We start from the raw sequence: 23,884 nt of genomic DNA on the forward strand, positions 1-23,884 counted from the left end.
CGCGCTGCGCGTGCTCATTCGCGGACGATCCCCTCAAGCGCGCTTCCGGCTGGCCAGCGTTGCTTTCGCGTACCTGCGCGACGATGCCGCGCCCGTGTTCGCTGGCGTTGAGGGCTGGGAGTTAGTTTGCGCGATGGGTTCTCCCCGCCGCCGCCGCCTTCTCGCGCGCCATAATCGCCGAATCGCGCCGCAGTTGTCCCTCACCCTACCCTCTCCCGCTAAATCTGCACCCTCACCCGCGCCGGTGGCGCGGCCTCTCCCGCGACAAAGCGGCCGAGGCGGAGAACGTAAGATGCGGGGGCGCCGGATCAAGCCAGCGCGCGGGTGAATTCGTCAAGCAGGTCGCGCCAATGCTCGGTACCGACCGAGATGCGGACCAGCGCGTCGTTGATTCCGGCGGCCGACAATTCCTCGGGCGACAGCTCGCTGTGGGTGGTCGTCATCGGATGGCATACGAGAGTTTCGACACCGCCCAGGCTGACGGCGTTCTTGGCGATTTTCAAACGGCGCAGGAATTCGAAGGCGCCGGTCTTGCCGCCTTCAACCTCCAATGTCATCAGCGAACCCGGGTAGTCGGTTTGCGCGTCGCGAATCTTTATCTGGGCGGCGTCGGTGAACAGCGACGGATAGATGACGCGTTTGACGCGTGGATGTTTGGCCAACTGCTCGGCGATTCGCTGTGCGTTCTTGCTTTGCCGGTTCATCCGCAGCGCGACGGTCGAAAGCCGCGAATCGAGAATCCAGCATTCGTCAGCCTGCAGGATGTTGCCCAGCAGCGCGCGGACTCCGGTCAGGGTCAGGATCAATTCAGGGTCCGTCGCCAGCACCGCGCCGGCCAGCAAGTCACTGAATCCGCCGAGGAACTTTGTCGCCGAGTAAATCGCGAGGTCTGCGCCGTGAATCAACGGATGCTGAAAGGTCGGACCAAGCAGAGTGTTGTCGATGGCCAGCAAGGGGCGCTTGGGCTTTCGGCGGACTGCGGCGGCCGCTTGCGCGATATCGGTCATCACGAGGGTGGGATTGGCGGGAGTCTCGACCAGAACGAGGCTTAGATTGTCCGCCTGTTCAATCGCCTCCGTCAGCGCCCTGGTGTTGCCGGCCGGCAATCCGCGCGCGTCGAAACCGAGCGGTTCGATTATCTGGTGGATCAAGTGTTGGCTTCCGCCGTACAGAGGCTGCGTGTAGATGAGCGAACCGCCTCGTTCCAGGAACGCGAGCATCACGGTAAAGATCGCGGCCATGCCGGAATTGAAGACGGCCGCGGAGTTGGCGCCGCGCTCGAGAGGTACGAGTTGTTGCTCGAGGATTTCGGCGTTGGGATGGTTCAGGCGCGCATAGATCAGGTCGGGACGATCGTCGCCGAGCGGATGGATTTTTCCAAGCACAATTCCAAACGCACGCTCAGCCGCCTCCGGACTTGGAAAGACGAACGTTGAACTGCGATACACCGGCGGTCTGGCCGAGCCGACCGACAACTTTGGGTCGAAGCCCCTGGTCAGCACGGCGGTCTCCGGCCGCACGCGGTAAGAAATCTTGCGCATAGGTTTTTACTCCGGACGAATCCCCGCGTCAGCGATTCTTGCCGCAGTCGGCACGGGGATTGACGGCATCGAGAAGTCCTCCGGTCTTCAGCGCTCGCGCGGCGGCGGGCACGGACCCGCGCGTCCCGCATTATTTCTTATCAAACTAGCTGCGGCCCGCGACACCGGATGCGACCACGGGCGTAGGAGTGCCCTCTCGGAGAGCTTCGACGACTTGGCCGAGATGGGCGCGGACGGCGTCGGCCGGCACCTCGCCTGCCGCAAGCCGGCGCGCGGGTCCAAGGCGCATCAGGTGAAAAACGAATATTGCCAACGCCAGCCCCGCGGCCACCACCATCAGCGAAATTGTTGCGCCGGGATCGGTGCGGAGCGAGCTTACGCGATGCAGCACATAGATGACTGAAAGCACCGAGACTCCAATCGACACCGCAGCTACGGTGAGCACGTCGCGCACCGGCTGCGAAGCGCCCCTGGCGAGATAGCGCTTCAACTCGCCGATGGAAAAGTAGTCGAGGAACCAGCCGACATCCTCGTCGTGGCCGGCTTTCGGCGCCGGCACCATCAGGCCAGTCATCGGATCGAGTGCTGCTTTGCCGCGTTCGTGACGCTCGATGCCTTCGAGGATCGTGCTGTGGATCGCTTCCGTGATCGGAAACCTGCGCGCGATCAGGAATGAAAGCATGGAGCAAACCGCCGGGCCCAGCGCGAAGATCGCCCTGATCGCGAAGACGACCCGAGGCGTCTGTATGGCGTTGGGTATGTAGCCGAGTGAGGCAAGAACCGCGATGGGAATGGCAGCGCTCGGAATCGCGACGAATTTGGGGAGCATCGACCAGAACGCGGTGTACTGCGCCTCGCGCCGCTTGCCGGTGTAGAGCTCGTCGTAGTCGATTACGTCGGCCTGCATCGAGGGCGTCAGAAACAAGCCGGCGCCGAGTCCGATGCCGGCCCAGCAAATCAGCACCAGCAGCCACCAGGTGTCGCCGGGCCCGAGCAGGAACATCGCACCGCCGCCGGTGATGCCCAGAAAAAAGCTGGCAAGATATGTGTTGAGCTTTCCGACTCTGCGCGCAATCGCAACCCACATCGGCAGCGACACAAATGCGAATGCAAAATAACCCAGCAGCAGCATCGAGAGCCAGAAAGTCGGATTGCGCGGCCGGATCACGTAGGCGTTGAAGAACGGCATCATCGTGGCCGGAATCGCGCCGCTGATACTCGCCACGACGTAGCTGCCGAGCAGAATCGCGAACGGACGGTTGCGCAGTGCGCGCCTGATGCCCGGCACGAGCGGATTCGATTCGCGGGCGGCGAAATCGGGGCGCTCCTTCACCGTCAGCACCAGCAAGCCGTAGAGCACACCGAGCATGACGCCGAAGAAGATTCCGAGCCGGAAGAACACCTGCCGCTCGGTCATGTGGAACGCTTGCATCATGACGCCGGGCGCCGCTGCAGCCACGATCGTTCCGAGGATCGCGAAAGACTCGCGCCACGCGAACAGGCTCGAGCGCTCGTGATAATTCTGCGTGAGTTCCGGGCCGAGCGCGTAATGCGGCAGAACACAGATGGTGTGAAATACGAAGTAGAGGATGAACGTCACGCCGAACCAAATCGCCGCGCGGCCGCCGGTGAACGACTCCGGCGGATTCAGCAGGGCGAAAAAAGCCACCCCGCAAAGAGGAGCGCCGAGCAGCATGTAGGGCCTGCGCCGGCCAAGGCGCGTGTGCGTGTGATCGGAGATCCAGCCCATCAGAGGATCGCTCAGAGCGTCGAGCGAACGTGCGATCGCGATTGCCATCGCCAGGAATCCCAGCGGCACCAGCACCACGTCGGCATAGAACTTCGGCATGTGGATGAAGATCGGGATGATCATAGCGGCGCCCGCGAAACTGGGGGCGGCGTAGAGAAGCTTGATCCTGAGAGGCAATGGCTCGGAGCTGTGCGCGGCAGTGGCAGCTCCACCGCCGATTTTCGCTCCCGCTGAATCCATCAAAACCTCCGGACTTATCCGCGCGATTCGGAAAGTGATGTTAGATTACTTGCCTACTCAAGGGGAATGACGAAAATCCTCGATTGACCGGAGTCGTTCCTCGGGTAACGCGCGCCCGGCGGCCCTTGATGAACCGGCCCGAGGCGCGCAACGCACTCTCGCCGAAAATGATCGGCATCACCGCTGAAGTCAGACTGCATTGCCCGCGCACCATCCGCTCGACCACGCCCACTGGAAATTGTAGCCGCCGAGCCATCCCGTTACGTCCACCGCTTCGCCGATCGCGTATAGGCCGGGCACGGCGCGAGCCTCCATGGTCTTGGAAGACAGCGCGGCGGTGCCGATTCCGCCGACTGTCACCTCGGCTTTGGGCCATCCCTCGGAACCTGTTGGCTTGAGTTGCCATCGTCTTAGCCGATCGGCCAGTTCGGAAAGGCTGCGGTCTTGCAGATTCGCGATCGGGAGGTTGGACGCCGCGGCGCCGGCAAGAGCATGCGCCAGACGAGTCGGAATCACCTCGGCCAGTACGGTTTTTAGTTCGGCCTTGGGCCGCGTGCGCTTTCGGTCCGCGAGGAAGCTTTCGATATCTAATGAAGGCGCAAGGTTGAGCGACAGCGTATCGCCTTCCCGCCAGTACGACGAAATCTGCAAAATCGCAGGACCTGACAAACCGCGATGCGTGAATAAAATGTTTTCGCGAAAACTGGCGCGGCCGCATGAGGCCACTGCGTCCACCGAAACGCCGGCAAGAGTTTGGCAAAATTCGACCGTATCGCCCGCGACTTTCAATGGCACCAGGCCGGGCCGCGGCTCGATGACCGCAAGACCGAAGCGCCGCGCCATCTCGTAAGCGAAGCCGGTCGCGCCCATTTTTGGAATTGAGAGGCCGCCGGTCGCGAGCACCAAAGCCTGCGTGATAAAGCTGCCTTTGTTGGTCTCGATGCGAAAGCGATCGGCGCGGGTTATTTCGGTGACGCTGTGTCCGGTGCGCAAATCGACGCCGACGGCCGCGCACTCCGCCAGCAGCATCGCGAGCACCGCGCGTGCCGATCCGTCGCAAAACAGTTGGCCGAGAGTCTTCTCGTGATAGGGAATGCGATGGCGTTCGACGAGTGCGATAAAATCGTGCTGCGTGTAACGGCTGAGCGCGGACTTGCAGAAATGCGGGTTGGCGGAAAGAAAGCGCTCCGGCGCCATTTCCAGATTGGTGAAATTGCAGCGGCCGCCGCCCGAGATAAGAATCTTCGCGCCTGGCTGATCGTTATGTTCCAGCAGCAGCACACGCCGGCCGCGCTCCCCGGCCGTCATCGCGCACATCAGCCCGGCCGCTCCGGCTCCCACGATCACAACATCAAACGATTCCATCGCCGCGGTCATTAGGCGCGTCGCGACGCGGCCGCGCAAGGCCGGCATGATGCCAAACCGCATGAGATTCGCTACAACGATTCACATAACGATCGAAGCCCGGTGAAGTGAAAAATGGATCTTCAACTCAAGGGAAAAACGGCGCTGATTCTTGGCGGCAGCAAGGGACTGGGACGCGGCGTAGCCGACGCGCTCGCGGCTGAGGGCGTTGCGGTGGCGCTGGTAGCGCGCGGCCAGGAAGGGCTGGATCGCGCGGTCTCCGAAATCGCGTCGCGCGGCGCCAAGGCGATCGGATTTGCGGCGGACCTCGCGAATTGGCCGAGCATCGAGGACGCTGCCAACGCGGCGCGCAAACAGCTCGGCGCGATCGACATCCTGCTCAACAATTCCGGCGGCCCGCCGCCGTCCGGCGTGGTCGGCGTGCCCGCCAAAGTCTGGGAGGAGCAGTTCCAGGCGATGGTGCTGGCGCTGTTTCGAATAACGGATTTGTTGATTGGGGACATGCGCGCGCGAAAGTGGGGCCGAATCCTGAACGTGGCCTCGATGAGCGTGGTCGAGCCGATCGCTACGATCGGAGTGTCGAATGCGCTGCGCAGCGCGATCGTCGGCTGGGCCAAGACGCTGGCGACGGAGACGGCGCGCGACGGAATTACCGTCAACACTCTTCTGCCGGGCGCGATCGCGACCGATCGTACGGTACAGCTCAGCCGCGCGGCTGCGGAACGCCAGAAAATTTCCGTCGAGGAAGCAATCAAGCGCAACGCGCAGTCGATTCCGGTCGGACGGCTCGGCACGCCCGCAGAATTCGGGGCAGTCGCGGCGTTCCTGGCGAGCCCGCTGGCGGCCTACGTGACGGGTTCGTTGATTCGGGTCGACGGCGGCGCGATCCGATCGGTTTGAGGATGCGCATAGGGGTGCGGACATGAGCGATGTGCTCCCGCTGAATTCCAAAGTCAGGTTTGGCGCGCTAGCGACGGCGGCCGATCGCGAGCACGCGCGCAGGACCGTCAGCTCCCTGTCGGAGTGGGGTTACGAAAGTATCTGGGCGGGAGATCACGTTGCGTTCATGGGAGCGATCGACGATCCGCTGACCCAGTTAACATACTTGTCCGCGCTGAACCCGAGCCTGATTTTTGGCACCAGCATTTACCTGCTGCCGCTGCGTCATCCCACGACGGTTGCAAAGATGGTCGCGACGGTGGACCGCCTGATGGGCGCGGGACATTTCATTTTCGGCGTCGGAGTCGGCGGTGAATTTCCGCGCGAGTACGAGGCGTGCGGCGTCCCGCTCAAGCAACGCGGCGGGCGCGCGAACGAGGGAATCGAAATAATCAAGCGGCTGTGGACTGGAGAACCGGTCGAGTACCACGGCAAGTATTTCAGCTTCGGGAAAATTACGATGCTGCCGAAACCTCGCACTCCCGGCGGACCTCCCGTATGGGTGGGGGGACGAGCCGAAGCCGCGCTGAGACGTGCGGCGCGGCTGGGCGACGGATGGATGCCATACGTGGTGACGCCCAAGCGGGTCGGCGAGGGACTCGAGTTCATCGCGCGCGAGGCGGAAAAGGCCGGGCGCAAGTTCGAGCGTTTCGGCACGGCGCTGCATTTGTTCGTGACGCTGGGGCCGAGCTACGAAGATGCGCTCGACGTAGCGGCGGAGCATCTGAGCAAGCGCTACGCGATGGATTTCCGCGAGCCCGCCAAGCGATACGCCGCCGTAGGGAAGCCCGCCGATGTCGCCGCGCGAATCGATGAGTTCATCAAGGCGGGAATTCGCGATGTCAACGTGGACATCGCTTCCTCTGCGGCCGCGCGCGACGCGCAGCACGAGCAGTTCGCCAGGGAAGTGATCCCTATCCTGCGGCGCTGAAGGATCGTCGAGCGCCCGGATGACTCACTGAAATGTCGTCTGTGCGTTCAACGTATCCAACCGGCTCGGTTGCGGCGTAGAATGGGCGTCAGCGTAGAGCAGCGGCTGAAGCTCGGCAATGTCGGGGTGATGTTAGTGGCGGAAACCGAAAAGCAGACAGAGCAACCCTACGGCGAAAGTGAGGATCGCTTCGCGCTGCTATCGGTTGCCGGACCGGTTTGCGCACTGATCATCGCTACCGGCGCTTTGTATCTGGGCAGACCGGTCCTGCTTCCGCTGGCGATTGCACTCATTCTGAGCGTGGTCTTCAGTCCCGTCGCAACCCGCCTCGAGCGCTACTTCGGGCGCCTGATAAGCGCCGCATTAGTAGTACTAGTGGTGATCGGCGCAATTTCGGCGATTGGGTATTTTCTGACTATTGAACTGACTAATGTCGCCGACCAGGTCGCTGGATACTCGGAGAACATCGGAAACAAATTGGCGGCGCTTGAAAAAAACACGCCCCCATGGCTCCAGCATATCAAGGATGCGGTTTCCGACGTTCAGCGTCGCATGGCAAGCACCAATCCTGCCCCCCGCCAGCCGCGTGAAGTGATGGCGGTCTCGGTTCCCGGCTCTCTTCTCAGCGACAGCCTGAGGCCGGTTGTTCCGATCGTCGATGGCATGCTCAAGACGCTGCTCATCATCATGCTGCTGTTTTTTCTGCTTTACAGCCGAAAGGATTTGCGTGATCGATTTGTCCGCCTCGCGGCACGAGGAAGAATTCCGATCGCAGCGCAGGCAATAGAAACGGCGGGTTACACCGTCGGCCGCTACCTGCTGCTTTTTTCGACGATCAATCTTGCCTACGGCATCGCCGCCGGAACCGTGGCTTGGTTTCTCGGGCTGCCGAGCGCCCCGCTGTGGGGGGTGGTCGCATTCCTGTTGCGGTTCATTCCATATGTCGGCGCGATCAGCTCGGCGCTTCTGCCGGCGCTCGTCGCCTTTGCGTTGTTTCCCGGATGGAGCAAAGCGCTCGAGATACTTGGCGCCTTTGTGATTATCGACCAGGTTGCGGCGCAGGTTGCGGAACCATTCATCATCGGCCACGGAATTGACGTCTCTCCGGTGGCGTTGCTGACATCCGCGATGTACTGGTATTGGCTGTGGGGAATACCCGGGCTGCTGCTTTCGACGCCCTTGACCGCTTGTCTTAAGGTCGCGGGCGACTTTATCCCTCCGCTGGGGTTTCTCTCGATTCTGCTCGGGGCGGACCGGGTTCTCGACGACTACCACGACTTCTACCGCTTGCTGCTTGAACTCAACCCGTCAGGAGCCAGAGATGTTGCTGTCCGCTATTGCGATGAGAATGGCCTGGAGCGAACCTTTGACGAGGTGATTGCGCCGGCGCTGGTGCTGATGGGTGAGGAGCGCGCGGAAGGCCATATTAGTGACGAGAACCAGCGGCTCATCATCGATACAACGCATCAACTGATTGCTGAACTTGGAAACAGGTTCGTCAAATCGCGCATTTCTCCGAGCGTGCGAGTAATGGGCGTGTTGGCGCCCGGCGAGCTGCACTTTCTGGGGTTGTTGATGTTGCTCGAACTGCTGCGCAAAGAGGGTGCGGTCGCAACCTTTGCGGGCGAGAATAAATCACCGGACGAGATTTCCGATCTGGTCAAACGGTTCACGCCGGACTTCGTCTTCATCTCATGCATGTCGGCCGAATGTTTGCCGGCCGCGGTGGGACTGGTGGCGGCATTACGATCCATTTCGTCTCGCCTGACGATCATTGCAGGCGGGCCGCCAGCGTTACACCAGTCCACCGAGCTCATAAATGCCGGATGTTCCCAGATCTGCGCCAACCCCAACGAAGCCCGCCGCGCGGTCCGGCGCTTCATTCTCCAACGCGCGAAGTCCCGGATTCCCGGCGGAGCGCGCTTGCCACGAGGCTATGCACGCGAGAACAGCTGGCTCTCCCGCAATTGACAAAGCAGAATGATCTAGAAGCCTGGAGGAGGGACGCCTGCGGCAATCCGCTCGGACGGAGGCGGAAAGCATGGCAGCGTGCTGGTCACCACGTAATGGTAATAGTTCCCGTTCCATGAAAACGTTCCAACCGGCTTGCCAAAATTCGAAGTCATCGCGGCAAACCGATCGCCGGCGGCCACTGAGATGAATTGCGAGGGCGCATACGCCAGAAAGTTGCTCGCCGTCTCGGGGACCACTGCGCCCAGCGGCGGCGAGAAATTCATCTGAAGAAAATTAACCGCCGGCCGCCAACCATTGGCCGTCGTTTCATTGTCCGCTATCGGTATCCATTGCCGCTCGTCGAGCGAATCGCTAAGCCGCAGCTCACGATACTCGGGCGCGCCGGCAGCACTCCTTCGCAACTCGATCACGCCCGGAACTTCGACTTCGAGCCGGTCACAACTGTCAGCGCTATCCATTACACGTTCACGCGCTTCTTCTTCCATCTTTGCGCGATCGGTCCCCGGATGCGTAGTCGCGCTCACGCTCGAGGCAATACCCGCCGTCAGCCCAACGGCATCGGCGCCGACATCCTCCGCAACGTTGGCGGCGATGGGCGCGAGTTGAGCCGCTGCCATCCAGCATCCGCTGATCCCAACGGCGACCGCGGTCGCGAGTATCGCGACGAGCGATGCGCAGAATTGTCGCCTCAGGCGATCGATATAACCCCCGGCCGGAGCGTCAGCGCACCAATGAACGTCTCGAGCTGGTAAGCCGCCGTCCGGTCCCGGTTAGCCTAGCAGAAATTGGAAAACATAAATGCCGGGGGGAAACTCGCCGTAAGATCGATCTGGTAAATACCGAGTCGCCGGTAATTACGCGAATCGCGCGCCTGCTATGATCCGGTTTTCGAGAAAAAGAACGGCCGGGCTACGAGTGGGGACCGTGGTGGGGAGCCTACGGTTCAAGTAGCCCGGCCTTTGCTTGGGGACAGGCGCTGTTCGTCTCGGGGGAGGAGATTGTCAGCGCAACAGAAGGTAGAGCAAATATCGTGCCTCGAAAAAACCGAGCAAATTCAAGGCATCGTCGCGAGTTTTTTTCTCTTTTTGCGACTCGGAACATCCGAAAATCTCGAATTTGATCACTTTTCCTACCAAAATCGCGAGTTTTGCAAATTGCACTCTCACCACTTAGCGCGACCCAAATTCGCATCTCGCGTACGTATCCGGCGGATTGCAGCAAGATGCCTGCGTCGAGAGCAGCGCTGATCATGCGTCGATGCAGTCGATGCAGATGATACGCCGCGCCCGACAGAATTCGCTCGACAAGTCCGCGCTCGGAATTCAAGATGCCGCCATCCACAGGATCGTGTGCCGCGCGCGCTGATCCACGAATAGATTGGCGAACAAAACCGATATGCGAACGATCATCGGTTGAGAGCGGATGGTTGGTGTGTTACTTCCTAAGAGTTCGGGGCGTAGCGCAGCTTGGTAGCGCACCTGCCTTGGGAGCAGGGGGTCGGCCGTTCAAATCGGCTCGCCCCGATCGCGCCAGTAGCTCAGGTGGAAAGAGCAACGGCCTTCTAAGCCGTGGGTCAGGGGTTCGAATCCCTTCTGGCGCGCCACGGAGGCGAATTTTGAGAGCGGCGGCACGATGCGCCGGACGGATTGAAACAGACCGAGGGTGGTGAGTGTAGCTCAGTTGGCAGAGCATCGGATTGTGGCTCCGGCGGTCGAGGGTTCAAATCCCTTCACTCACCCCAAACATCCTGCTAGGTAAGCGTGCTTCGACGGTGGGCCGTTAGCTCAGTTGGTAGAGCAGCTGACTCTTAATCAGCGGGTCTGGAGTTCGAGTCTCCAACGGCCCACCAAAAAACCCCGGAGCGCGCTGAATGGCTGTGTCGCCCAAGGTCGGGGCGATTCTGGAGGCGGAATAATCTAATGAAAACAGCTACGAGTTTTTACTCTTGCATAGTAGCCGCTTTGCTCATTGTGCTCGCGAGCGCGGGCATCGCTGCGGCGGAGCCGGGAACCGACACCTGCGCCGGACTAAACGCGACCATTGGTGGTACCTGCACGCCACTGACCAACACCAGCAGCGGCAGTTACGCAAATACCGCCACCGGATCGAGCACCCTCGTTCAGAACACCACTGGCTACGAAAATACCGCCACCGGGGTTGGCGCCCTCAGCGCCAACACCGCGGGCGGGGCTAATACCGCAGCCGGGGTGTCCGCCCTCTACACCAACACCACAGGCTACGAAAATACCGCCACCGGGGTGTTCGCCCTCTACTGGAACACCACGGGCCGCGAAAATACCGCCACCGGAGCGGCAGCCCTCGTCGGCAACGGCACGGGCGACTATAATACTGCCACCGGGGTGAACGCCCTCCAGAGCAACGTCTCGGGCGACTATAATACCGCCACCGGGTTGAGCGCCCTCGTTCAGAACACCACGGGCGACTATAATACCGCCACCGGGGAGAACGCCCTCTACTGGAACACCACGGGCACCGAAAATACTGCCGCTGGAGTTGCCGCTCTCTACAGCAACACCACGGGCATCGGCAACATCGGCATTGGCTATAACGCAGGCACCAATCTCATCACCGGAAGCAACAATATAGATATCGGCAACGAAGGCGTCGTGGCCGAGTCCGACACCATTCGGATCGGCGTGCAGGGCACACAGACCGACACCCACGTCGCCGGCATCTACAAAGAAAAGGTCGGAACCAAGCACTGCACCGTATTGGTTGACAGCACCGGCAAGCTCGGGTGCGGAGTGTCCAAATCGGCGGACACCTCGATGCTGCTCAACGAGCTTCAGAAGCAGGCCGCGCAGATGGCGGATATGAAAGCCTCGATGCGTCGGCAGGCCGCCGAGCTGAAGGCCAGCCGCGAACGGGAGCTGGCGATGCGGACCGCGTTCGAGGAGCGCCTTTCCAGGCTCGAACAAGTGACGGCATCGAAGGACGGCAGCCGCAATCTGGCGGCGGCCTTCAACCGGTAGAGGAAGAAATGAAGACGACAGGTGCTGGAAAGGCGACGGTCCGGGTTTTGGGATTCTCGGGAGAGGCAGATATGTCCCCTTCCGGGGTCGCTGGAAACATCTGAACCAAAGACCGGGCTGGAAACATTGCACAGGCAGACCGTCTAGTCTAAACGGCCGCTGTTCGGGATCCAAAATGGAAATCCCGATTAACCACGTAACGATTCATCGTGACACATCAAGTCCTGCTCACGTCCGTCTGCCGTCCACTGGGGGTCCGCCACGGCGATTCCCCGAGTGTAGGGTACGAGTTGCTCCACGAACAGGTGACCCGCGCCCAAGGCCTGTTCAGCCCCCGTTCTCACCATACCCAGTTCTCGCTGGACTACATCGCCGAGAACCTCGAGGCCCCGACCGCGGTGCTCCAGTATCCCTCCCGCAGGGAACTCGTCCGCGAGCTCAGGCGCGGGTACGACGTGGTGGGCGTATGTTTCGTCCTGGCCACCTACCACCGCATGAAGGAAGTTGTGGCGCTGGTCCGGAAATATTCGCCGCAGTCGAAGATCGTGCTGGGCGGGTACGGGACAGTGGCGCCCGATGAGATGCTGCGCCCCTACGGCGACCATATCTGCCGCGAGGAGGGAGTAGGCTTCATGCGCCGCCTCCTGGGCGAACCCGAGATCGGGATGCCGTACCGCCACCCTCTGATCATCAACCGCCTGCAGGTGTTCTCGAAGCAGATTTCGCGGACAGGGATCGTGTTTGGCGGCCTGGGATGTCCGAACGGGTGCGATTTCTGCTGCACCTCTCATTTCTTCAAGCGAAAGCACATCCGCCTGCTTCCTACAGGGGCCGACATCTACCAGGTGGTTGAACGCTATCTCGAGGTCGATCCCAAGCTCTCCATCATGATCATGGACGAGGATTTTCTGCTTAACCGTCGCCGGGCGATGGAGTTTCGGGAATGTGTTCTCCGGGCCGGCAAGCCTCTCTCCATTTTCGTCTTCGCCAGCGTCCGGGCCTTGAGCCAGTACACCGTGACCGAGATTCTCGAGATGGGGATCGACGGGATGTGGATCGGATACGAGGGAACGCGATCAGGCTATCCAAAACAGTCGGGCCGGCCGGTCGAAGAGATCTTCCGCGAGTACCGCGAGCACGGAATCACCATCCTGGCCTCTATGATCGTGGGCTTCCCCTACCAGACGCCCGAGATCATTGAAGAGGAACTCTCGGGCCTACTCGCGTTGCGACCGGTGCTCACACAGTTCTTAATTTACGGTCCTTGTCCCGGCACTCCCTTCTACGACGAAGTCATCCGGGAGGGGAAACTTCTTCCAGAGGTGGCCGAGGATCCCGAACTATTCTATCGCCGGGGGACCGGATTCCATGCGATGGTCAGCCATCCATCGATGACGTCCGACCAGATCGAGGCTGCCCAAAAGCGTTGCTTCGAGGAAGATTTCCGCAACTTGGGACCGGTCCTGTACCGTTCAGTGGACCGATGGCTCGAGGGATACCTCAAGCTCCGGGAGTCCCCGAGCCCATTTCTGCGCGCCAAGGCGGAGCGGATCGCAGCCGACCTCAGGAAAGCTTACCCCGTGTTCCTGGCGGGCAGGCTGTTCGGGCCGACAGCGCAGGTGCGGCGTTGGATTGGCAGGCTCCAAAATCAGCTCCACGCAGAGCTGGGGAGTCCCACCTGGACGGAGCGTATCCTGTCGGTTGCGGCAGTAGGCTTGGCTTCCTGGACGGGACTTACGCTCAGATTGGGCCTCTTCCAGCACCCGCCGCTCGTGAGGAATACCTTCAGGATGTCGGAGGCCGGTTGCGGGCGGGCTTGGGAGCGCTTATGCAGTGAGGATCCCGCGGGGCTCTCGATCCAGGTGGAACGGCGGCCCGCCTCGACGGTGTGGGTGCTGCTGGAGGGACGGCTCACGGCATCCGCAGCCGGACGGTTCGTTGCGGATCTGCGCGCGGCCTTGGCGCGCCGGAAGGATCGAGTGGTTTTGGACCTGGCCGGCCTGGCGGGCCAGGAGGATGGCGCGGTGGGCGAGCTGGCAGCGGGGCTACGCGGCCATCGTGACCGCATCCGCATCATTCTCCCCCGCATCGGAGAGTTCGCGGTGCTGGCGGCAATCTTTCGCCTCTACCAGTAATTTCGCCGAGACTCACTCTTAATCAGCGGGTCTGGAGTTCGAGCCTCCAACGGTCCACCACCTCAAGGCACACGGGCAGAATGAGAATCTGAATCCGGCCGGTTTCCGGATGCGCCGCGCGATTCCTTCGGCGACGATAGCGCGCGAGAACGCGGCGTTGGTTTTTGCCGCCTATCGCGCCGGTTGGTTGAGGTTATTGCGGCAATATCTGCCATGCGTCTTTATGTGGCTCAGCCAGCTTAAACGCAAAGCCCTTCATCGGATAATTTGGCTTGCGGTGTAACCGAATCAACTCGGCAGGCGTGCGATGCAGCCGGATCAATTCGGATTGGACATGCCGGTTCGCTTCGGCCTGCGTAAGAATGAAAAATTGGTTCGGCTCACCGACGGGAACATACGCAAGTATATAGAAGAGGTCGGCCCGCTCGGGCTTTGGTTTTACGACCCATGGATTTTTGCGGTAGAGGCCTTTCACATCGACGAGGAACATTTTTTTGGACTTCGGACTGACGACCATCAGGTCGGCAAGCGGCGTTGAATTTCCTTGCGTGAAAGCCACCTCATGACCGCGCTTGGCTAATTCGCTGGCGACCGCAAATAGGGCCGCCCAATGCGTTTGGTGCTGCTGGTTCACTCGTTTTTCTCTCTTTGGCGCCTGTTGCGCCGGTTGGCTGCTCGCCCTGCGCGCGGACCAGGTTAGCTCAGCTCAAGCCGGCCCGCTACCGGTGGTGCTTGCCTCCGATGATCGCGACGGTGCTCGCCTGCGGACCTTTATCACCCTCCTCCTCGGCAAAGCGCACCGCGGTTCCGGGCGTCAGCTCGTCGAAATGCTCGTCGAGGACGCTGTGACGATGGAAATATATCTCGCGGTTGTCCGGCGTTTCGAGGAAGCCGTAGCCCTCTGTCGGGAAAATGCGGGCAACGCGGCCAACCGATGGTAGCTCGTGTGCCTTGACGTCGCGCCTTAGTTCGCGAAGATGATCCTCCAGGCGACGCCGGGCGGCATCGAATGCATCTCTGATCGCGATCGCCAGATCATCGGCCGACTGGTGGTTGACGGAGATCTCCGCACGGGGCGTGCGGAGATCGATCCGAACGTTGAACGGGCCTCCTTTGCGGTGGTGACGAACCGGACCTTCGACTACGACGTGGCATCCGGTGAGCCGCGGGAAGTAGATCTGTAGGTCGTCGGCGCGTTCGCGGATCTGCGCCTCCATGGCCGGGGTCAATGGAAAATCACGTGAGGTAATTTGAACGGGGCGCTGCATTTGAATTCACCTTCTTTGGGCGTCGAGTTTTGAGACACAGTCCGCTGAAGTTGCATCGTAGATCATTAAAGATTGACTCTCTTGGGATATCTGATGGAGGACCGATATGCCAATCGACCTGAGATTCGATTCAAACGAGATTCCTCTGCTCACCGATCTCTACGAGCTTACCATGGCGGCAAGCTATTTTGCTCTGGGATTCAATCGACCGGCATGCTTCGGCATGAGCGTCCGCCGCCTGCCTCCACGCCGCGGCTTCCTTGTGGCAGCAGGCCTGGAACGCCTGCTGGAAGCGCTTGAACAGTTTCGGTTCGAACCGGCCATACTCGATTACCTGGCGTCAATGCAGCTGTTCAAATCGGACTTCCTCGATTTCCTCGGCAAACTGCGATTTACGGGCGAGGTCCATGCCATGGCTGAAGGCACGGTCTTTTTTGCCGGGGAACCAATCATCGAAGTGCGCGCTCCGCTAATCGAGGCGCAACTGATCGAGACGCTGGTCATCAACCAGATCGGAATGGCGTCGCTTATCGCGAGCAAGGCGGCGCGCAGCGTGATCGCGGCGCGGGGCAAGCGGCTGGTTGATTTCGGACTCAGACGCAGCCAAGGCGAGGCCGCAGGCCTCATAGCGGCGCGTTCGAGCTACCTTGCGGGTTTCGACGGCACTTCCAATGTTCTTGCCGGCCGGCGTTACGGTATCCCGCTCTACGGCACCATGGCTCACAGCTACATCATGGCGCATGACCGGGAGCGCCAGGCCTTCGAGCACTTCGTGCGGGATTTCCCAAAGCTCAGCACGCTTCTGGTCGATACCTACGATACCGTCCGGGGCGTCCAGAACGCCGTCATTGTCGCGGATCAGATGCGCCGGCAAGGCTTTGAGCTGCAGGGTGTACGGCTCGACAGCGGCGATCTCGCCGACTTGAGTCTCAAGGCGCGGGCCATCCTTGATCGTAACGGTCTGAAGAATACTTCGATCTTCGCGAGCGGGAATCTCAACGAATACAAGATTCACGATCTGATCGCGGCAAACGCGCCTATCGACGCTTTCGGCGTCGGCACCGAGATGGTTGTGAGCGGCGACGCCCCATCGCTCGACCTCGCCTACAAGCTGAACGAATACGACGGCATCCCTCGAATCAAGACTTCCCAGGGCAAGCTCACCCTGCCGGGGAAAAAGCAGGTGTTCCGCGCAATCGACGCTGACGGCCGCTTTTACGCCGACCTGATAGGTCTGGCCGACGAGACCGCGCCGCTCGTCGCGCGCCAATTCAGTCCAATTCCGTCCGAAGTCGCGACACTCCTGTCTCTGCAATTCAGCGGTGGTCGCCGACTCATGCCGCGTCCCAAGCTCGCCGAGTCGCGCGAGCGATTCCTCAGCACGCTTGAGCGTCTTGACCAGCGTTACAAGGACCTCGAGCAGCCCGAGGCGTATCCGGCGCGGTATACGTTTGCCCTCAGTACGATGCTGGATGAACAGAAACAACGCGCAGCGAAGTGCCAGGAATAATCGAGCGGAGATGAAACTTCATGCCAGTCACAACGCCGGGAACTTCACGTCGAGTGCTGAAGTTTGACATAGGTGACGGCGCTGGATACAGCAACGATGCTGATAGCAAATGAACAATTTAGATCTGCGGATGGACTGACATGAATCTCGTTGTTGTAGCCGGCTCTGGAAACCCGTCGCTTGCCGACTCTATTGCCGAAAGGCTCGGAACCCGGGTCTGCCGCTCTGTTCTGAACCGTTTTCCGGACACCGAGTTGCACGCAGAGATGGAAGAAAGCGTGCGCGGCTGTGACGTCTACGTGGTTCAGCCGACCGGTCCTCCCGTGGACCGTCACTTGATGGAATTGCTCTTCCTCGCCGACGCTTGCCGGCGGGCAGGTGCATCCCGGCTTACTGCCGTAGTTCCGTACTTCGGATATGCGCGTCAGGATCGCCGGGCAAACGGGCGGGAAGCGGTTGGCGCACGGATTGCCGCGGACCTGCTGGTAGTTGCCGGCTTCGAGCGAATTGTCGCCCTCGATCTTCATACCGTTTCCCTCGAGGGCTTCTTCAGCGTCCCGCTTGAGCACCTGAGCGCGGTATCGCTCTTTGCAAATGCCATCGAGGAATTGGTCACTGACAAGAGTGTGATCGTCGCGCCGGACCTGGGGGCCGTCAAACTCGCCGAACGCTACGGGGAACTGCTAAGCCTGCCCATCGCAATTGTCCACAAAATCCGCCTCAGCGGCGAAGAAGTAAGAGTGCGTGGCATCGTTGGCGAGGTCGGCGGACGTGCGCCGATCATCGTGGATGACATGATATCGACCGGCGGCACCGTAGAGGCTGCCGCGGCAGCCATGATCGCCGCCGGTTGCATTCCCGAGATCATGGTAGTTGCCAGCCATGCATTGCTCGTAGGCCCCGCGATCCGCCGGCTTTCAGCTTTGCCGCTGAAACGAATCGTGGTGACCGACAGCCTGCCGACTCCGGAGCACGGTTCGCTGACTCTGCAGGTGGTAAGCTTGGCCCCTATGCTCGCCGAGACAGTGACTCGCCTGAACGTTGGCGAGTCCATGACCGAACTCCTGAGCCACCGATGATCGCGAACAAATCATGAACGGATGATTTGTCTGAGGCGCAAGCATGGATCTGATCAAGCTCAGCGATTACCTGTGGGAGATTCCGAAAACCGGCGCAATGCGGGTACCCGGACGAGTCTATGCCAGCGCGAGGATGATCGAGGGAATGCGCGAAGACCCGGCCCTCACGCAGGTTGCCAACGTTGCCTGTCTGCCGGGGATCGTCGGCTACTCCCTCGCGATGCCCGACATCCATTGGGGCTACGGCTTCCCCATTGGCGGCGTGGCGGCTGTCGATGCCCGTGAAGGCGTCATATCTCCCGGAGGGGTCGGCTACGACATCAATTGTGGCGTGCGCCTGGCGCGCACGCGCCTCCATTTCAACTTCGTCGAACCGCGAATAGACCGGCTGGCCGACGCGCTCTTCGCCAGGATTCCGGCCGGAGTCGGCTCTTGGGGCGCGATTCCGGGACTGTCGATCGAACAACTCAAGGAAGTGGCCGGCCAAGGTGCGAATTGGGCGCTGCGCAACGGATACGCTACCGAGCGCGACCTCGAACATACCGAAGAAGGCGGGATGCTCGCGGGCGCCGACCCCGACCGCATAAGCGAGCGCGCTTACCAGCGCGGTGCAAAGCAACTGGGCACGCTCGGTTCCGGCAATCACTTTCTCGAAGTCAGCCGGATCGACGAGATCTATGACTCGAAGCTTGCCGACGCCTTGGGACTCGAACTCGGTCAGGTCACGGTGCTGATCCATTCGGGCTCGCGCGGCCTCGGCCACCAAACCTGCGATGACTACCTCAAACTTATCGTTGGCGCGATGGCCCGTTACGGAATCAACCTGCCCGATCGCCAGCTCGCCGCCGTTCCAATCAGCGCGCCGGAAGGGCAAGCCTATCTCGGCGCCATGGCCGCCGCCGCGAACTTTGCCTGGTGCAATCGGCAGGTAATGATGCACCTCGCAGAGCAGGCTTTCCTGGATGCGCTCTCGATCGCGCCGATAGAACTGGGCTTCGAGCTGGTGTACGACGTATGCCACAATATCGCCAAATTCGAAGAGCACAGTGTGGACGGCCGGACGCGGCTCGTATGCGTGCATCGCAAGGGCGCCACCCGCGCCTTCGGCCCCGGCCATCCCGCGTTGCCTCAGGCGCTGCGTCCTATCGGACAGCCCGTGCTGGTGCCTGGAGATATGGGCCGCTATTCGTTCGTCCTGGTGGGCCTTGAAACCGCGATGCGCGAGACCTTCGGCTCATCGTGCCACGGCGCTGGGCGGTTGATGAGCCGAATGAAAGCAAAGAAAGAAGCCGGCGGGCGCGACTTGCACGCCGAATTAAAGGCGCTGGGCGTTACTGTCCGAGCCCACAGCCGCGCCGGCATAGCCGAGGAGATGCCGCACGCCTACAAGGACGTCGCCGAGGTGGTAGCGGTCATGGAAGCCGCACGCGTAACCCGGCGGGTCGCCAGACTCAAGCCGTTTGCCGTCATCAAGGGCTGATGCCGACGAAACCGACTGCGCCGCAGGCCGAAGACGCCGCCCTGTTTCGCGAGTTCGAGCATACCGGCGACCTCGGCATCGAGTTGGATGCTCCCACTCGCGGCGAGTTGTTCCGCCGCGCCGCCGTTGCCCTGGCTATGCTGTTGGTCGAGACGGCAAGCGTCGCGGAGATCGAGGATCGGGAGATCGCGGTTGAGGCGCAAGCCGATCTCGATCTTATGCATGACCTGCTCACGGAGCTGCTTGCTCTTTTCACGGTGGAGGGCTTCATCTGGCGCGACGCTTCAGTCACGGAGGCCGGCCGATCGCTGCGCGTGACGCTTCGAGGCGAGCCTTTCGACCCGGCCCGCCACGCGTTTCGCGGTGAAATCAAAGCTGTCACCTACCATCAACTGATGGTTGAAAACTCACCCGACGGATGGCGTTCACGCATAATTTTCGATGTCTGAACCGCGCCGGATCGTCTTGCCCGCCTACCGGACATTAGGCCCCCTCACTTTGGTCGGAGCGTTTCCGCACGTTTTGTAATGTGCGCCACTTGCACACACTCAAACGTTAGTTTAAAGTCGTCTCAGGAAAACGTGTGGCACTTGACAAGATGGTTCTAATTGTGCCTCATTTTGACCGCTTAATTGGAAACCTCACCATGACGTCTCCTCAAGGGTGCTCGATTTGCCTCTAAAAATTCCGAAAGAACATCTCGAAGCTCTTGAGGTGCTCATCTCAATCTCCGATAAGGAGATGAATGGGCTTCTATCTGCGCTTTCCGGTTTGCCTTTGTCGCTCGATTTCGATGCGCTCGTCAAAGAAATTTCGCCAAAAGCGGAATCGTTTCCGTTTGCTAAGCGCGAGGCGCTAGGCGCGTTGTTGGTCTCGCTTAACGCTTCGCGTGCGCATGGCGATATGCCGGTTCCGAAGTTTGTGAACGAAGTTCTTCGCTCTATAGAACGGGCTACTCCGCCAATTGACCTTAGTGGCGACAAGCGCTCCCGTGCGAAGGATCGCATTGCGAAGCTACTTGCCCTTGAACCGCTCAGTGCTGCGACAAAAGCGATTCATCTCCAACACGACTTTGAACGTCTCCTTACTCATAGTCGCATTCTTACCGACGCACGACCGGTCTATGGACAAGATCCGGGCGGCAAACCTCTCGCTATGATTATAACTCACACACTCAAATTAACCTACTCGAAAGGCGACGAGTCAACGACCGATCTCTACCTAGCACTGGATAGCCAAGACATCGCTGACCTTAAACAAGTGCTCAATCGAGCGGAAACGAAAGCGAAAAGCCTCGCCAAAACGTTCGTGACAGCGGACATTCCCGTTCTGCGTTCCTGAAAATCATATGGCGCAACCAGCACCAATTTGGAATGAACCAGAAGGTCCACATTCTAAGGAATGGCGTCGAGATTTGCCTCTCAAGGGCAAAGCGTGGGGTCGGTACAAAGAGCCTACAAAACTCCTCGAACGTATCATAGGGCAACTACAGGTTGATCAGTCGGACAGACTCAAGATTGACTTTCAAAAGTTTACAAGTCTGTGGAAGTCTGCACAAAGCTCGGCTTCAGCACCAGAAGATATTGCGGGCGATTGGCCTTATCGAGCGATAATCGCGCTAGGGCCCGAAGTAGTCCCGCTGATCCTGCGTGAATTGGAAAGAGAGCCAGATGACTGGTTTTGGGCTCTTGCAATCCTGACCGGTGAAAACCCCGTACCTGAAAATGACCGCGGCAAGATGCTAGAAATGACAAAGGCATGGCTCAAGTGGGGGCGCGAGAACAATAAACTCTAGCGTACACAAGTTTCAAGAAGAGGACTTTCCTAATCTCAACAAGGAATTCGAGAAGACAAGCGATGACACGATTTCCTACAACTGCATCGCTTGGACCGTCGGGGACACTACAAAACGCTGGTGGCCTGACCCATTCGGCCAACTCCACTGGCCAGCCAAGATTCAACGCATAGCGAAAGTCGAAAATTTCGTAGAGATGTATGCAAAGGAATGCGGCTATATCGAGTGTGATGATGGCTCGCTGGAACCAGGCTTCGAGAAAGTGGCTATCTATGCGAGAGGACAGATGCAGGCAGTCAAACACGCGGCGTGGCAATTGGATGATGGAACATGGAGCAGCAAGCTCGGACCCCTCGAAGACATAAACCACAAAACTCCTGACAACCTTACTTCAAAACAATATGGCGAACCTGTGAAATTTCTTAAGCGAGAGCGCAAAAGCGCAAAGACGCCTATTCCCTGAAATGAAGCCGAACAATAGTGCCCTAATTAGGGCAATAACCTAGTTGACTCACCCGCGCTTTCCTGCTATATTTGAGTTATGGAACAGGAACAAACCCAATGGCCAAGCAGCCTGATCGAGGCTGTTCGCTTCTTTTCTGACCGTGATCGTGCGCTGAATTTTCTGGTTGCGATGCGCTGGCCGGATGGCGTCGCTTGCCCGACTTGCAAGAGCAAAGACGTAAGTTTTCTTTCCACCCGGCGCTTGTGGAAATGCAAGAACAATCATGCCAAGCGGCAGTTCTCGATCAAGGTCGGTTCGATCTTTGAGGATAGTCCGCTGCCGCTCGACAAGTGGCTTGTCGCCATGTGGCTTATCGTCAACTGTAAGAATGGGATTAGTTCCTACGAAGTGGGGCGTGACCTTCGCGTCACCCAACAAACCGCTTGGTTTATGATGCATCGGATTCGCAAGGCGATGCAGCGTGGCAGCTTTGAAAAATTCGGCGGTAGCGGCCCGGTTGAAGCCGATGAGACTTTCATCGGCGGACTCGCCCGCAACATGCACAGGGATAAGCGGGCCATAAAGATTCACGGCACTGGCGGCGCGGGCAAGGAACTGGTAGTCGGCTTGCTTGACCGCGAAACCGGAAAGGTCCGCGTCAGTCATGTCAAGAATCGCAAGCGCCATACCCTGCATGAACAGGTCAAAAGCTACGTCGCAAGCGGCGCGGAATTGTTCACCGATGAACTGGCGTCGTACACCGGACTCGGAAAGGATTACGTCCACAAGTTCGTGAACCATGCCGAAACTTACGTGAAGGGCAACGTCCACACCAACGGAATCGAGAATTTTTGGTCGCTGCTCAAGCGCGGCATCAAAGGCACTTACGTCAGTGTCGAGCCGTTCCATCTGTTCCGTTACTTGGATGAGCAGGCGTTTCGATATAACGAGCGCAAGCATGAAAATGGCGATGCTGGCCGGTTCGCCGAAGCCGCAGGCTCGATATTCGGACGGCGGCTGACCTACAACGAATTGACCGGGAAGGATGCAATTCCTACGACGTGACTCCAAGCCGCGCCAAGGTAGAGGACTATGCCGAAGAAAAAAATGAAGTTCCCGGAAGTGCCGGGCGACACGCCGCGCGAGCGATTTATGAATCTTGTGCGTCATGTCTTTTCTATCCCCAAGCCAACTGCGCGTCAGCGACGAAAAATTAAAGCGCGGTCTCTCTGGCATTAGTTGGGAATCAAATCCTCACGCCCAGCATCGCGCAGCATTCGTTCGCGATCTTCAAAGCCTTTGATTATATCCCCAGAATCATTTACCCAGCGTCGAAGATGTTCCTTCTCAGAGTAGAAACGATGGTCTTGACTTCGACGGAAGAGGGCGAGCGCCGACTTCCGAATATCTCGTTTACGGACGCCGCCGACAATAGTGCGGTTATCTATCTCTTTGTAGGACTCGTAAGCATAGAAATCAGCCGCCTGTAATTGGCACGCACTCTCTTTTGGCGAAAAGGTCCAACTCGCAACCCGAAATTTTTGTTGGACGATTGGAGATGGCCGCGCTCCCGGTGGCGGATTTACTAGAAGGTCGAACATCCGGTCAACTTGATGGCGGCCCTTCGCACCAGCCTCAAAAACCCAGTGAATAGGTTCCCTATATCCATGATCATCGGCCCATTTTGAAACATGGATCGTGCAGCAGTTGGCAGCCCAGCCATAGGGACCGCCGAATGCACGTTTCGCGACATCGGGTATCACCTCCTCGAAATCCGCTGGAACCACAGCTTGCGAGATGCCCGCGCCAATCTCGGTGTATTTTTTTATTATCTTGTGCGCGCGTCGAATAACCCTAACCTGCCGGTCGCGTTTCCATCCTGTAAATTCCCCCTCGAAATTTTCCAAATCTACCCGGTGCAATATTTTGATGCCTTCACGTTTAAGGATATGGGTATTCCAAATTTCCCCAAATTCTTTCCATTTTTTTACGATACCGATATACCCTCCAACCACTACAGCCGGAGAGCCACCATGCGTACCACTTTCATCAAAGTACACAGTAAAAATTGGCATTACTCGATCACCCGAGACCCCAAGGCTCTGACAAATATGCCTGAAGGCATCATACCGCGAGGTCATAACACGCCTCGCTTGGGTGAGTCAACTGTGTTATTGCCCTAATTAGGACACTACCAAACGCGCCCCGAGCATTTACACGGTTGTGAAACTATCGTCAGTCCTGAACTCCGGAAGCGACCAGATAGAGCGAACCATCGGGCAGCCGATACACGTGAGTATAGGGAGACCATCCTTCTATCCTTTTGATCAATTGGGGCTCTCCCTCGATCGCCTCCAGGACTTCCTCCCAATCTTCAACTTCAGCCTCCCCAATTCTGTGGTAGCTGAGATCTCGCTCATACACCTGGAGACATTGGAT

21 protein-coding genes and 4 tRNA genes are annotated in these 23,884 nt (G+C 59.4%); 18 read left to right on the forward strand and 7 right to left on the reverse strand.

Going from position 1 to position 23,884, the window contains the following annotated elements; translation table 11 throughout:
- Nucleotides 1–308 precede the first annotated feature (308 nt).
- The 3 genes from ABR989_RS09865 to ABR989_RS09875 form a co-directional block, all read right to left on the reverse strand.
- Entirely contained in the window at nucleotides 309–1,541 is a 1,233-nt protein-coding gene (locus tag ABR989_RS09865) for a trans-sulfuration enzyme family protein (protein WP_428127999.1), read from the reverse strand.
- 145 nt (nucleotides 1,542–1,686) lie between these two features.
- Nucleotides 1,687–3,531, reverse strand: a complete 1,845-nt coding sequence (locus tag ABR989_RS09870) for an MFS transporter (RefSeq protein WP_428128001.1) — start codon at nucleotides 3,529–3,531, stop codon at nucleotides 1,687–1,689.
- 189 nt (nucleotides 3,532–3,720) lie between these two features.
- The gene (locus ABR989_RS09875; protein WP_428128186.1) at nucleotides 3,721–4,896 is read right to left on the reverse strand and encodes a BaiN/RdsA family NAD(P)/FAD-dependent oxidoreductase; all 1,176 of its coding nucleotides are present in this window, start codon (nucleotides 4,894–4,896) and stop codon (nucleotides 3,721–3,723) included.
- Between the two features lie 114 nt (nucleotides 4,897–5,010).
- Here ABR989_RS09875 and ABR989_RS09880 point away from each other — a divergent pair, with 114 nt between their 5' ends.
- The 3 genes from ABR989_RS09880 (at nucleotide 5,011) to ABR989_RS09890 (ending at nucleotide 8,737) form a co-directional block, all read left to right on the forward strand.
- On the forward strand, nucleotides 5,011–5,796 hold the full coding sequence (locus tag ABR989_RS09880; protein ID WP_428128003.1) for an SDR family oxidoreductase: 786 nt from the start codon (nucleotides 5,011–5,013) through the stop codon (nucleotides 5,794–5,796).
- A gap of 22 nt (nucleotides 5,797–5,818) precedes the next feature.
- Entirely contained in the window at nucleotides 5,819–6,766 is a 948-nt protein-coding gene (locus ABR989_RS09885) for an LLM class flavin-dependent oxidoreductase (protein ID WP_428128005.1), read from the forward strand.
- Between the two features lie 81 nt (nucleotides 6,767–6,847).
- On the forward strand, nucleotides 6,848–8,737 hold the full coding sequence (locus tag ABR989_RS09890) for an AI-2E family transporter (RefSeq protein WP_428128007.1): 1,890 nt from the start codon (nucleotides 6,848–6,850) through the stop codon (nucleotides 8,735–8,737).
- Between the two features lie 14 nt (nucleotides 8,738–8,751).
- Here ABR989_RS09890 and ABR989_RS09895 read toward each other — a convergent pair whose 3' ends face one another.
- Nucleotides 8,752–9,357, reverse strand: coding sequence for a hypothetical protein (locus ABR989_RS09895; protein WP_428128009.1), 606 nt, complete (start codon nucleotides 9,355–9,357; stop codon nucleotides 8,752–8,754).
- Nucleotides 9,358–10,190: 833 nt separating this feature from the next.
- Between ABR989_RS09895 and ABR989_RS09900 the strand changes: the two genes are divergently transcribed.
- From ABR989_RS09900 to ABR989_RS09925, 6 genes are all read left to right on the forward strand, one after another.
- Nucleotides 10,191–10,264 (forward strand) — tRNA-Pro (locus ABR989_RS09900).
- 2 nt (nucleotides 10,265–10,266) lie between these two features.
- Nucleotides 10,267–10,343: transfer RNA gene (locus ABR989_RS09905), tRNA-Arg, on the forward strand.
- A gap of 62 nt (nucleotides 10,344–10,405) precedes the next feature.
- Nucleotides 10,406–10,481, forward strand: a tRNA-His gene (locus ABR989_RS09910).
- 32 nt (nucleotides 10,482–10,513) lie between these two features.
- Nucleotides 10,514–10,589, forward strand: a tRNA-Lys gene (locus ABR989_RS09915).
- 70 nt (nucleotides 10,590–10,659) lie between these two features.
- Nucleotides 10,660–11,733, forward strand: a complete 1,074-nt coding sequence (locus ABR989_RS09920) for a hypothetical protein (protein WP_428128011.1) — start codon at nucleotides 10,660–10,662, stop codon at nucleotides 11,731–11,733.
- Nucleotides 11,734–11,942: 209 nt separating this feature from the next.
- On the forward strand, nucleotides 11,943–13,868 hold the full coding sequence (locus tag ABR989_RS09925; protein WP_428128013.1) for a radical SAM protein: 1,926 nt from the start codon (nucleotides 11,943–11,945) through the stop codon (nucleotides 13,866–13,868).
- A 193-nt stretch (nucleotides 13,869–14,061) separates the two neighbouring features.
- Here the strand turns inward: ABR989_RS09925 and ABR989_RS09930 are convergent, their stop codons facing one another.
- Together ABR989_RS09930 and ABR989_RS09935 are read right to left on the reverse strand one after the other, a co-directional pair.
- The gene (locus ABR989_RS09930) at nucleotides 14,062–14,502 is read right to left on the reverse strand and encodes a hypothetical protein (RefSeq protein ID WP_428128015.1); all 441 of its coding nucleotides are present in this window, start codon (nucleotides 14,500–14,502) and stop codon (nucleotides 14,062–14,064) included.
- A gap of 85 nt (nucleotides 14,503–14,587) precedes the next feature.
- Complete coding sequence (locus ABR989_RS09935; RefSeq protein WP_428128017.1) at nucleotides 14,588–15,136, reverse strand: HPF/RaiA family ribosome-associated protein; 549 nt, start codon at nucleotides 15,134–15,136, stop codon at nucleotides 14,588–14,590.
- A gap of 106 nt (nucleotides 15,137–15,242) precedes the next feature.
- Between ABR989_RS09935 and ABR989_RS09940 the strand changes: the two genes are divergently transcribed.
- From ABR989_RS09940 to ABR989_RS09980, 9 genes are all read left to right on the forward strand, one after another.
- Nucleotides 15,243–16,646 (forward strand): nicotinate phosphoribosyltransferase, encoded by a 1,404-nt coding sequence (locus ABR989_RS09940; RefSeq protein WP_428128019.1) that lies wholly within the window; start codon nucleotides 15,243–15,245, stop codon nucleotides 16,644–16,646.
- Nucleotides 16,647–16,786: 140 nt separating this feature from the next.
- Nucleotides 16,787–17,725 (forward strand): ribose-phosphate diphosphokinase, encoded by a 939-nt coding sequence (locus ABR989_RS09945; RefSeq protein WP_428128020.1) that lies wholly within the window; start codon nucleotides 16,787–16,789, stop codon nucleotides 17,723–17,725.
- Nucleotides 17,726–17,768: 43 nt separating this feature from the next.
- The gene (locus ABR989_RS09950; RefSeq protein ID WP_428128022.1) at nucleotides 17,769–19,205 is read left to right on the forward strand and encodes an RtcB family protein; all 1,437 of its coding nucleotides are present in this window, start codon (nucleotides 17,769–17,771) and stop codon (nucleotides 19,203–19,205) included.
- Nucleotides 19,205–19,654, forward strand: a complete 450-nt coding sequence (locus ABR989_RS09955) for an archease (protein WP_428128023.1) — start codon at nucleotides 19,205–19,207, stop codon at nucleotides 19,652–19,654. The genes ABR989_RS09950 and ABR989_RS09955 overlap by 1 nt, the downstream gene beginning before the upstream one ends.
- 223 nt (nucleotides 19,655–19,877) lie before the next feature.
- Entirely contained in the window at nucleotides 19,878–20,546 is a 669-nt protein-coding gene (locus tag ABR989_RS09960; protein WP_428128025.1) for a hypothetical protein, read from the forward strand.
- Nucleotides 20,547–20,553: 7 nt separating this feature from the next.
- Nucleotides 20,554–21,000, forward strand: a complete 447-nt coding sequence (locus ABR989_RS09965; RefSeq protein ID WP_428128027.1) for a hypothetical protein — start codon at nucleotides 20,554–20,556, stop codon at nucleotides 20,998–21,000.
- Nucleotides 20,990–21,463 (forward strand): DUF7689 domain-containing protein, encoded by a 474-nt coding sequence (locus tag ABR989_RS09970; protein WP_428128188.1) that lies wholly within the window; start codon nucleotides 20,990–20,992, stop codon nucleotides 21,461–21,463. The genes ABR989_RS09965 and ABR989_RS09970 overlap by 11 nt, the downstream gene beginning before the upstream one ends.
- Nucleotides 21,464–21,634: 171 nt before the next feature.
- Nucleotides 21,635–22,510 carry an IS1595 family transposase gene (locus tag ABR989_RS09975; protein ID WP_428128190.1) on the forward strand — a complete coding sequence of 292 codons (876 nt, stop codon included), beginning with the start codon at nucleotides 21,635–21,637 and terminating at the stop codon, nucleotides 22,508–22,510.
- 27 nt (nucleotides 22,511–22,537) lie between these two features.
- Nucleotides 22,538–22,684, forward strand: coding sequence for a hypothetical protein (locus tag ABR989_RS09980; protein WP_428128029.1), 147 nt, complete (start codon nucleotides 22,538–22,540; stop codon nucleotides 22,682–22,684).
- Here the strand turns inward: ABR989_RS09980 and ABR989_RS09985 are convergent.
- Nucleotides 22,681–23,520 (reverse strand): DUF3800 domain-containing protein, encoded by an 840-nt coding sequence (locus tag ABR989_RS09985; RefSeq protein ID WP_428128031.1) that lies wholly within the window; start codon nucleotides 23,518–23,520, stop codon nucleotides 22,681–22,683. The two genes, ABR989_RS09980 and ABR989_RS09985, sit on opposite strands and share 4 nt — an antisense overlap.
- Between the last annotated feature and the right edge of the window lie 364 nt (nucleotides 23,521–23,884).

It is taken from the genome of Binatus soli (SeqCode) (genome assembly GCF_050015535.1).
GTDB lineage: Bacteria > Desulfobacterota > Binatia > Binatales > Binataceae > Binatus > Binatus soli.

What these genes read in the sequence shown, in the direction of transcription:
- ABR989_RS09870 (WP_428128001.1), bottom strand. Translation starts at nt 3,531, where the DNA reads ATGGATTCAGCGGGAGCGAAAATCGGCGGTGGAGCTGCCACTGCCGCG.
- ABR989_RS09945 (WP_428128020.1), top strand. Translation starts at nt 16,787, where the DNA reads ATGAATCTCGTTGTTGTAGCCGGCTCTGGAAACCCGTCGCTTGCCGAC.
- ABR989_RS09890 (WP_428128007.1), top strand. Translation starts at nt 6,848, where the DNA reads ATGGGCGTCAGCGTAGAGCAGCGGCTGAAGCTCGGCAATGTCGGGGTG.
- ABR989_RS09965 (WP_428128027.1), top strand. Translation starts at nt 20,554, where the DNA reads ATGGCGCAACCAGCACCAATTTGGAATGAACCAGAAGGTCCACATTCT.
- ABR989_RS09920 (WP_428128011.1), top strand. Translation starts at nt 10,660, where the DNA reads ATGAAAACAGCTACGAGTTTTTACTCTTGCATAGTAGCCGCTTTGCTC.
- ABR989_RS09875 (WP_428128186.1), bottom strand. Translation starts at nt 4,896, where the DNA reads ATGGAATCGTTTGATGTTGTGATCGTGGGAGCCGGAGCGGCCGGGCTG.
- ABR989_RS09985 (WP_428128031.1), bottom strand. Translation starts at nt 23,520, where the DNA reads ATGCCAATTTTTACTGTGTACTTTGATGAAAGTGGTACGCATGGTGGC.
- ABR989_RS09865 (WP_428127999.1), bottom strand. Translation starts at nt 1,541, where the DNA reads ATGCGCAAGATTTCTTACCGCGTGCGGCCGGAGACCGCCGTGCTGACC.
- ABR989_RS09935 (WP_428128017.1), bottom strand. Translation starts at nt 15,136, where the DNA reads ATGCAGCGCCCCGTTCAAATTACCTCACGTGATTTTCCATTGACCCCG.
- ABR989_RS09955 (WP_428128023.1), top strand. Translation starts at nt 19,205, where the DNA reads ATGCCGACGAAACCGACTGCGCCGCAGGCCGAAGACGCCGCCCTGTTT.
- ABR989_RS09880 (WP_428128003.1), top strand. Translation starts at nt 5,011, where the DNA reads ATGGATCTTCAACTCAAGGGAAAAACGGCGCTGATTCTTGGCGGCAGC.
- ABR989_RS09940 (WP_428128019.1), top strand. Translation starts at nt 15,243, where the DNA reads ATGCCAATCGACCTGAGATTCGATTCAAACGAGATTCCTCTGCTCACC.
- ABR989_RS09980 (WP_428128029.1), top strand. Translation starts at nt 22,538, where the DNA reads ATGCCGAAGAAAAAAATGAAGTTCCCGGAAGTGCCGGGCGACACGCCG.
- ABR989_RS09885 (WP_428128005.1), top strand. Translation starts at nt 5,819, where the DNA reads ATGAGCGATGTGCTCCCGCTGAATTCCAAAGTCAGGTTTGGCGCGCTA.
- ABR989_RS09975 (WP_428128190.1), top strand. Translation starts at nt 21,635, where the DNA reads ATGCGCTGGCCGGATGGCGTCGCTTGCCCGACTTGCAAGAGCAAAGAC.
- ABR989_RS09895 (WP_428128009.1), bottom strand. Translation starts at nt 9,357, where the DNA reads ATGGCAGCGGCTCAACTCGCGCCCATCGCCGCCAACGTTGCGGAGGAT.
- ABR989_RS09950 (WP_428128022.1), top strand. Translation starts at nt 17,769, where the DNA reads ATGGATCTGATCAAGCTCAGCGATTACCTGTGGGAGATTCCGAAAACC.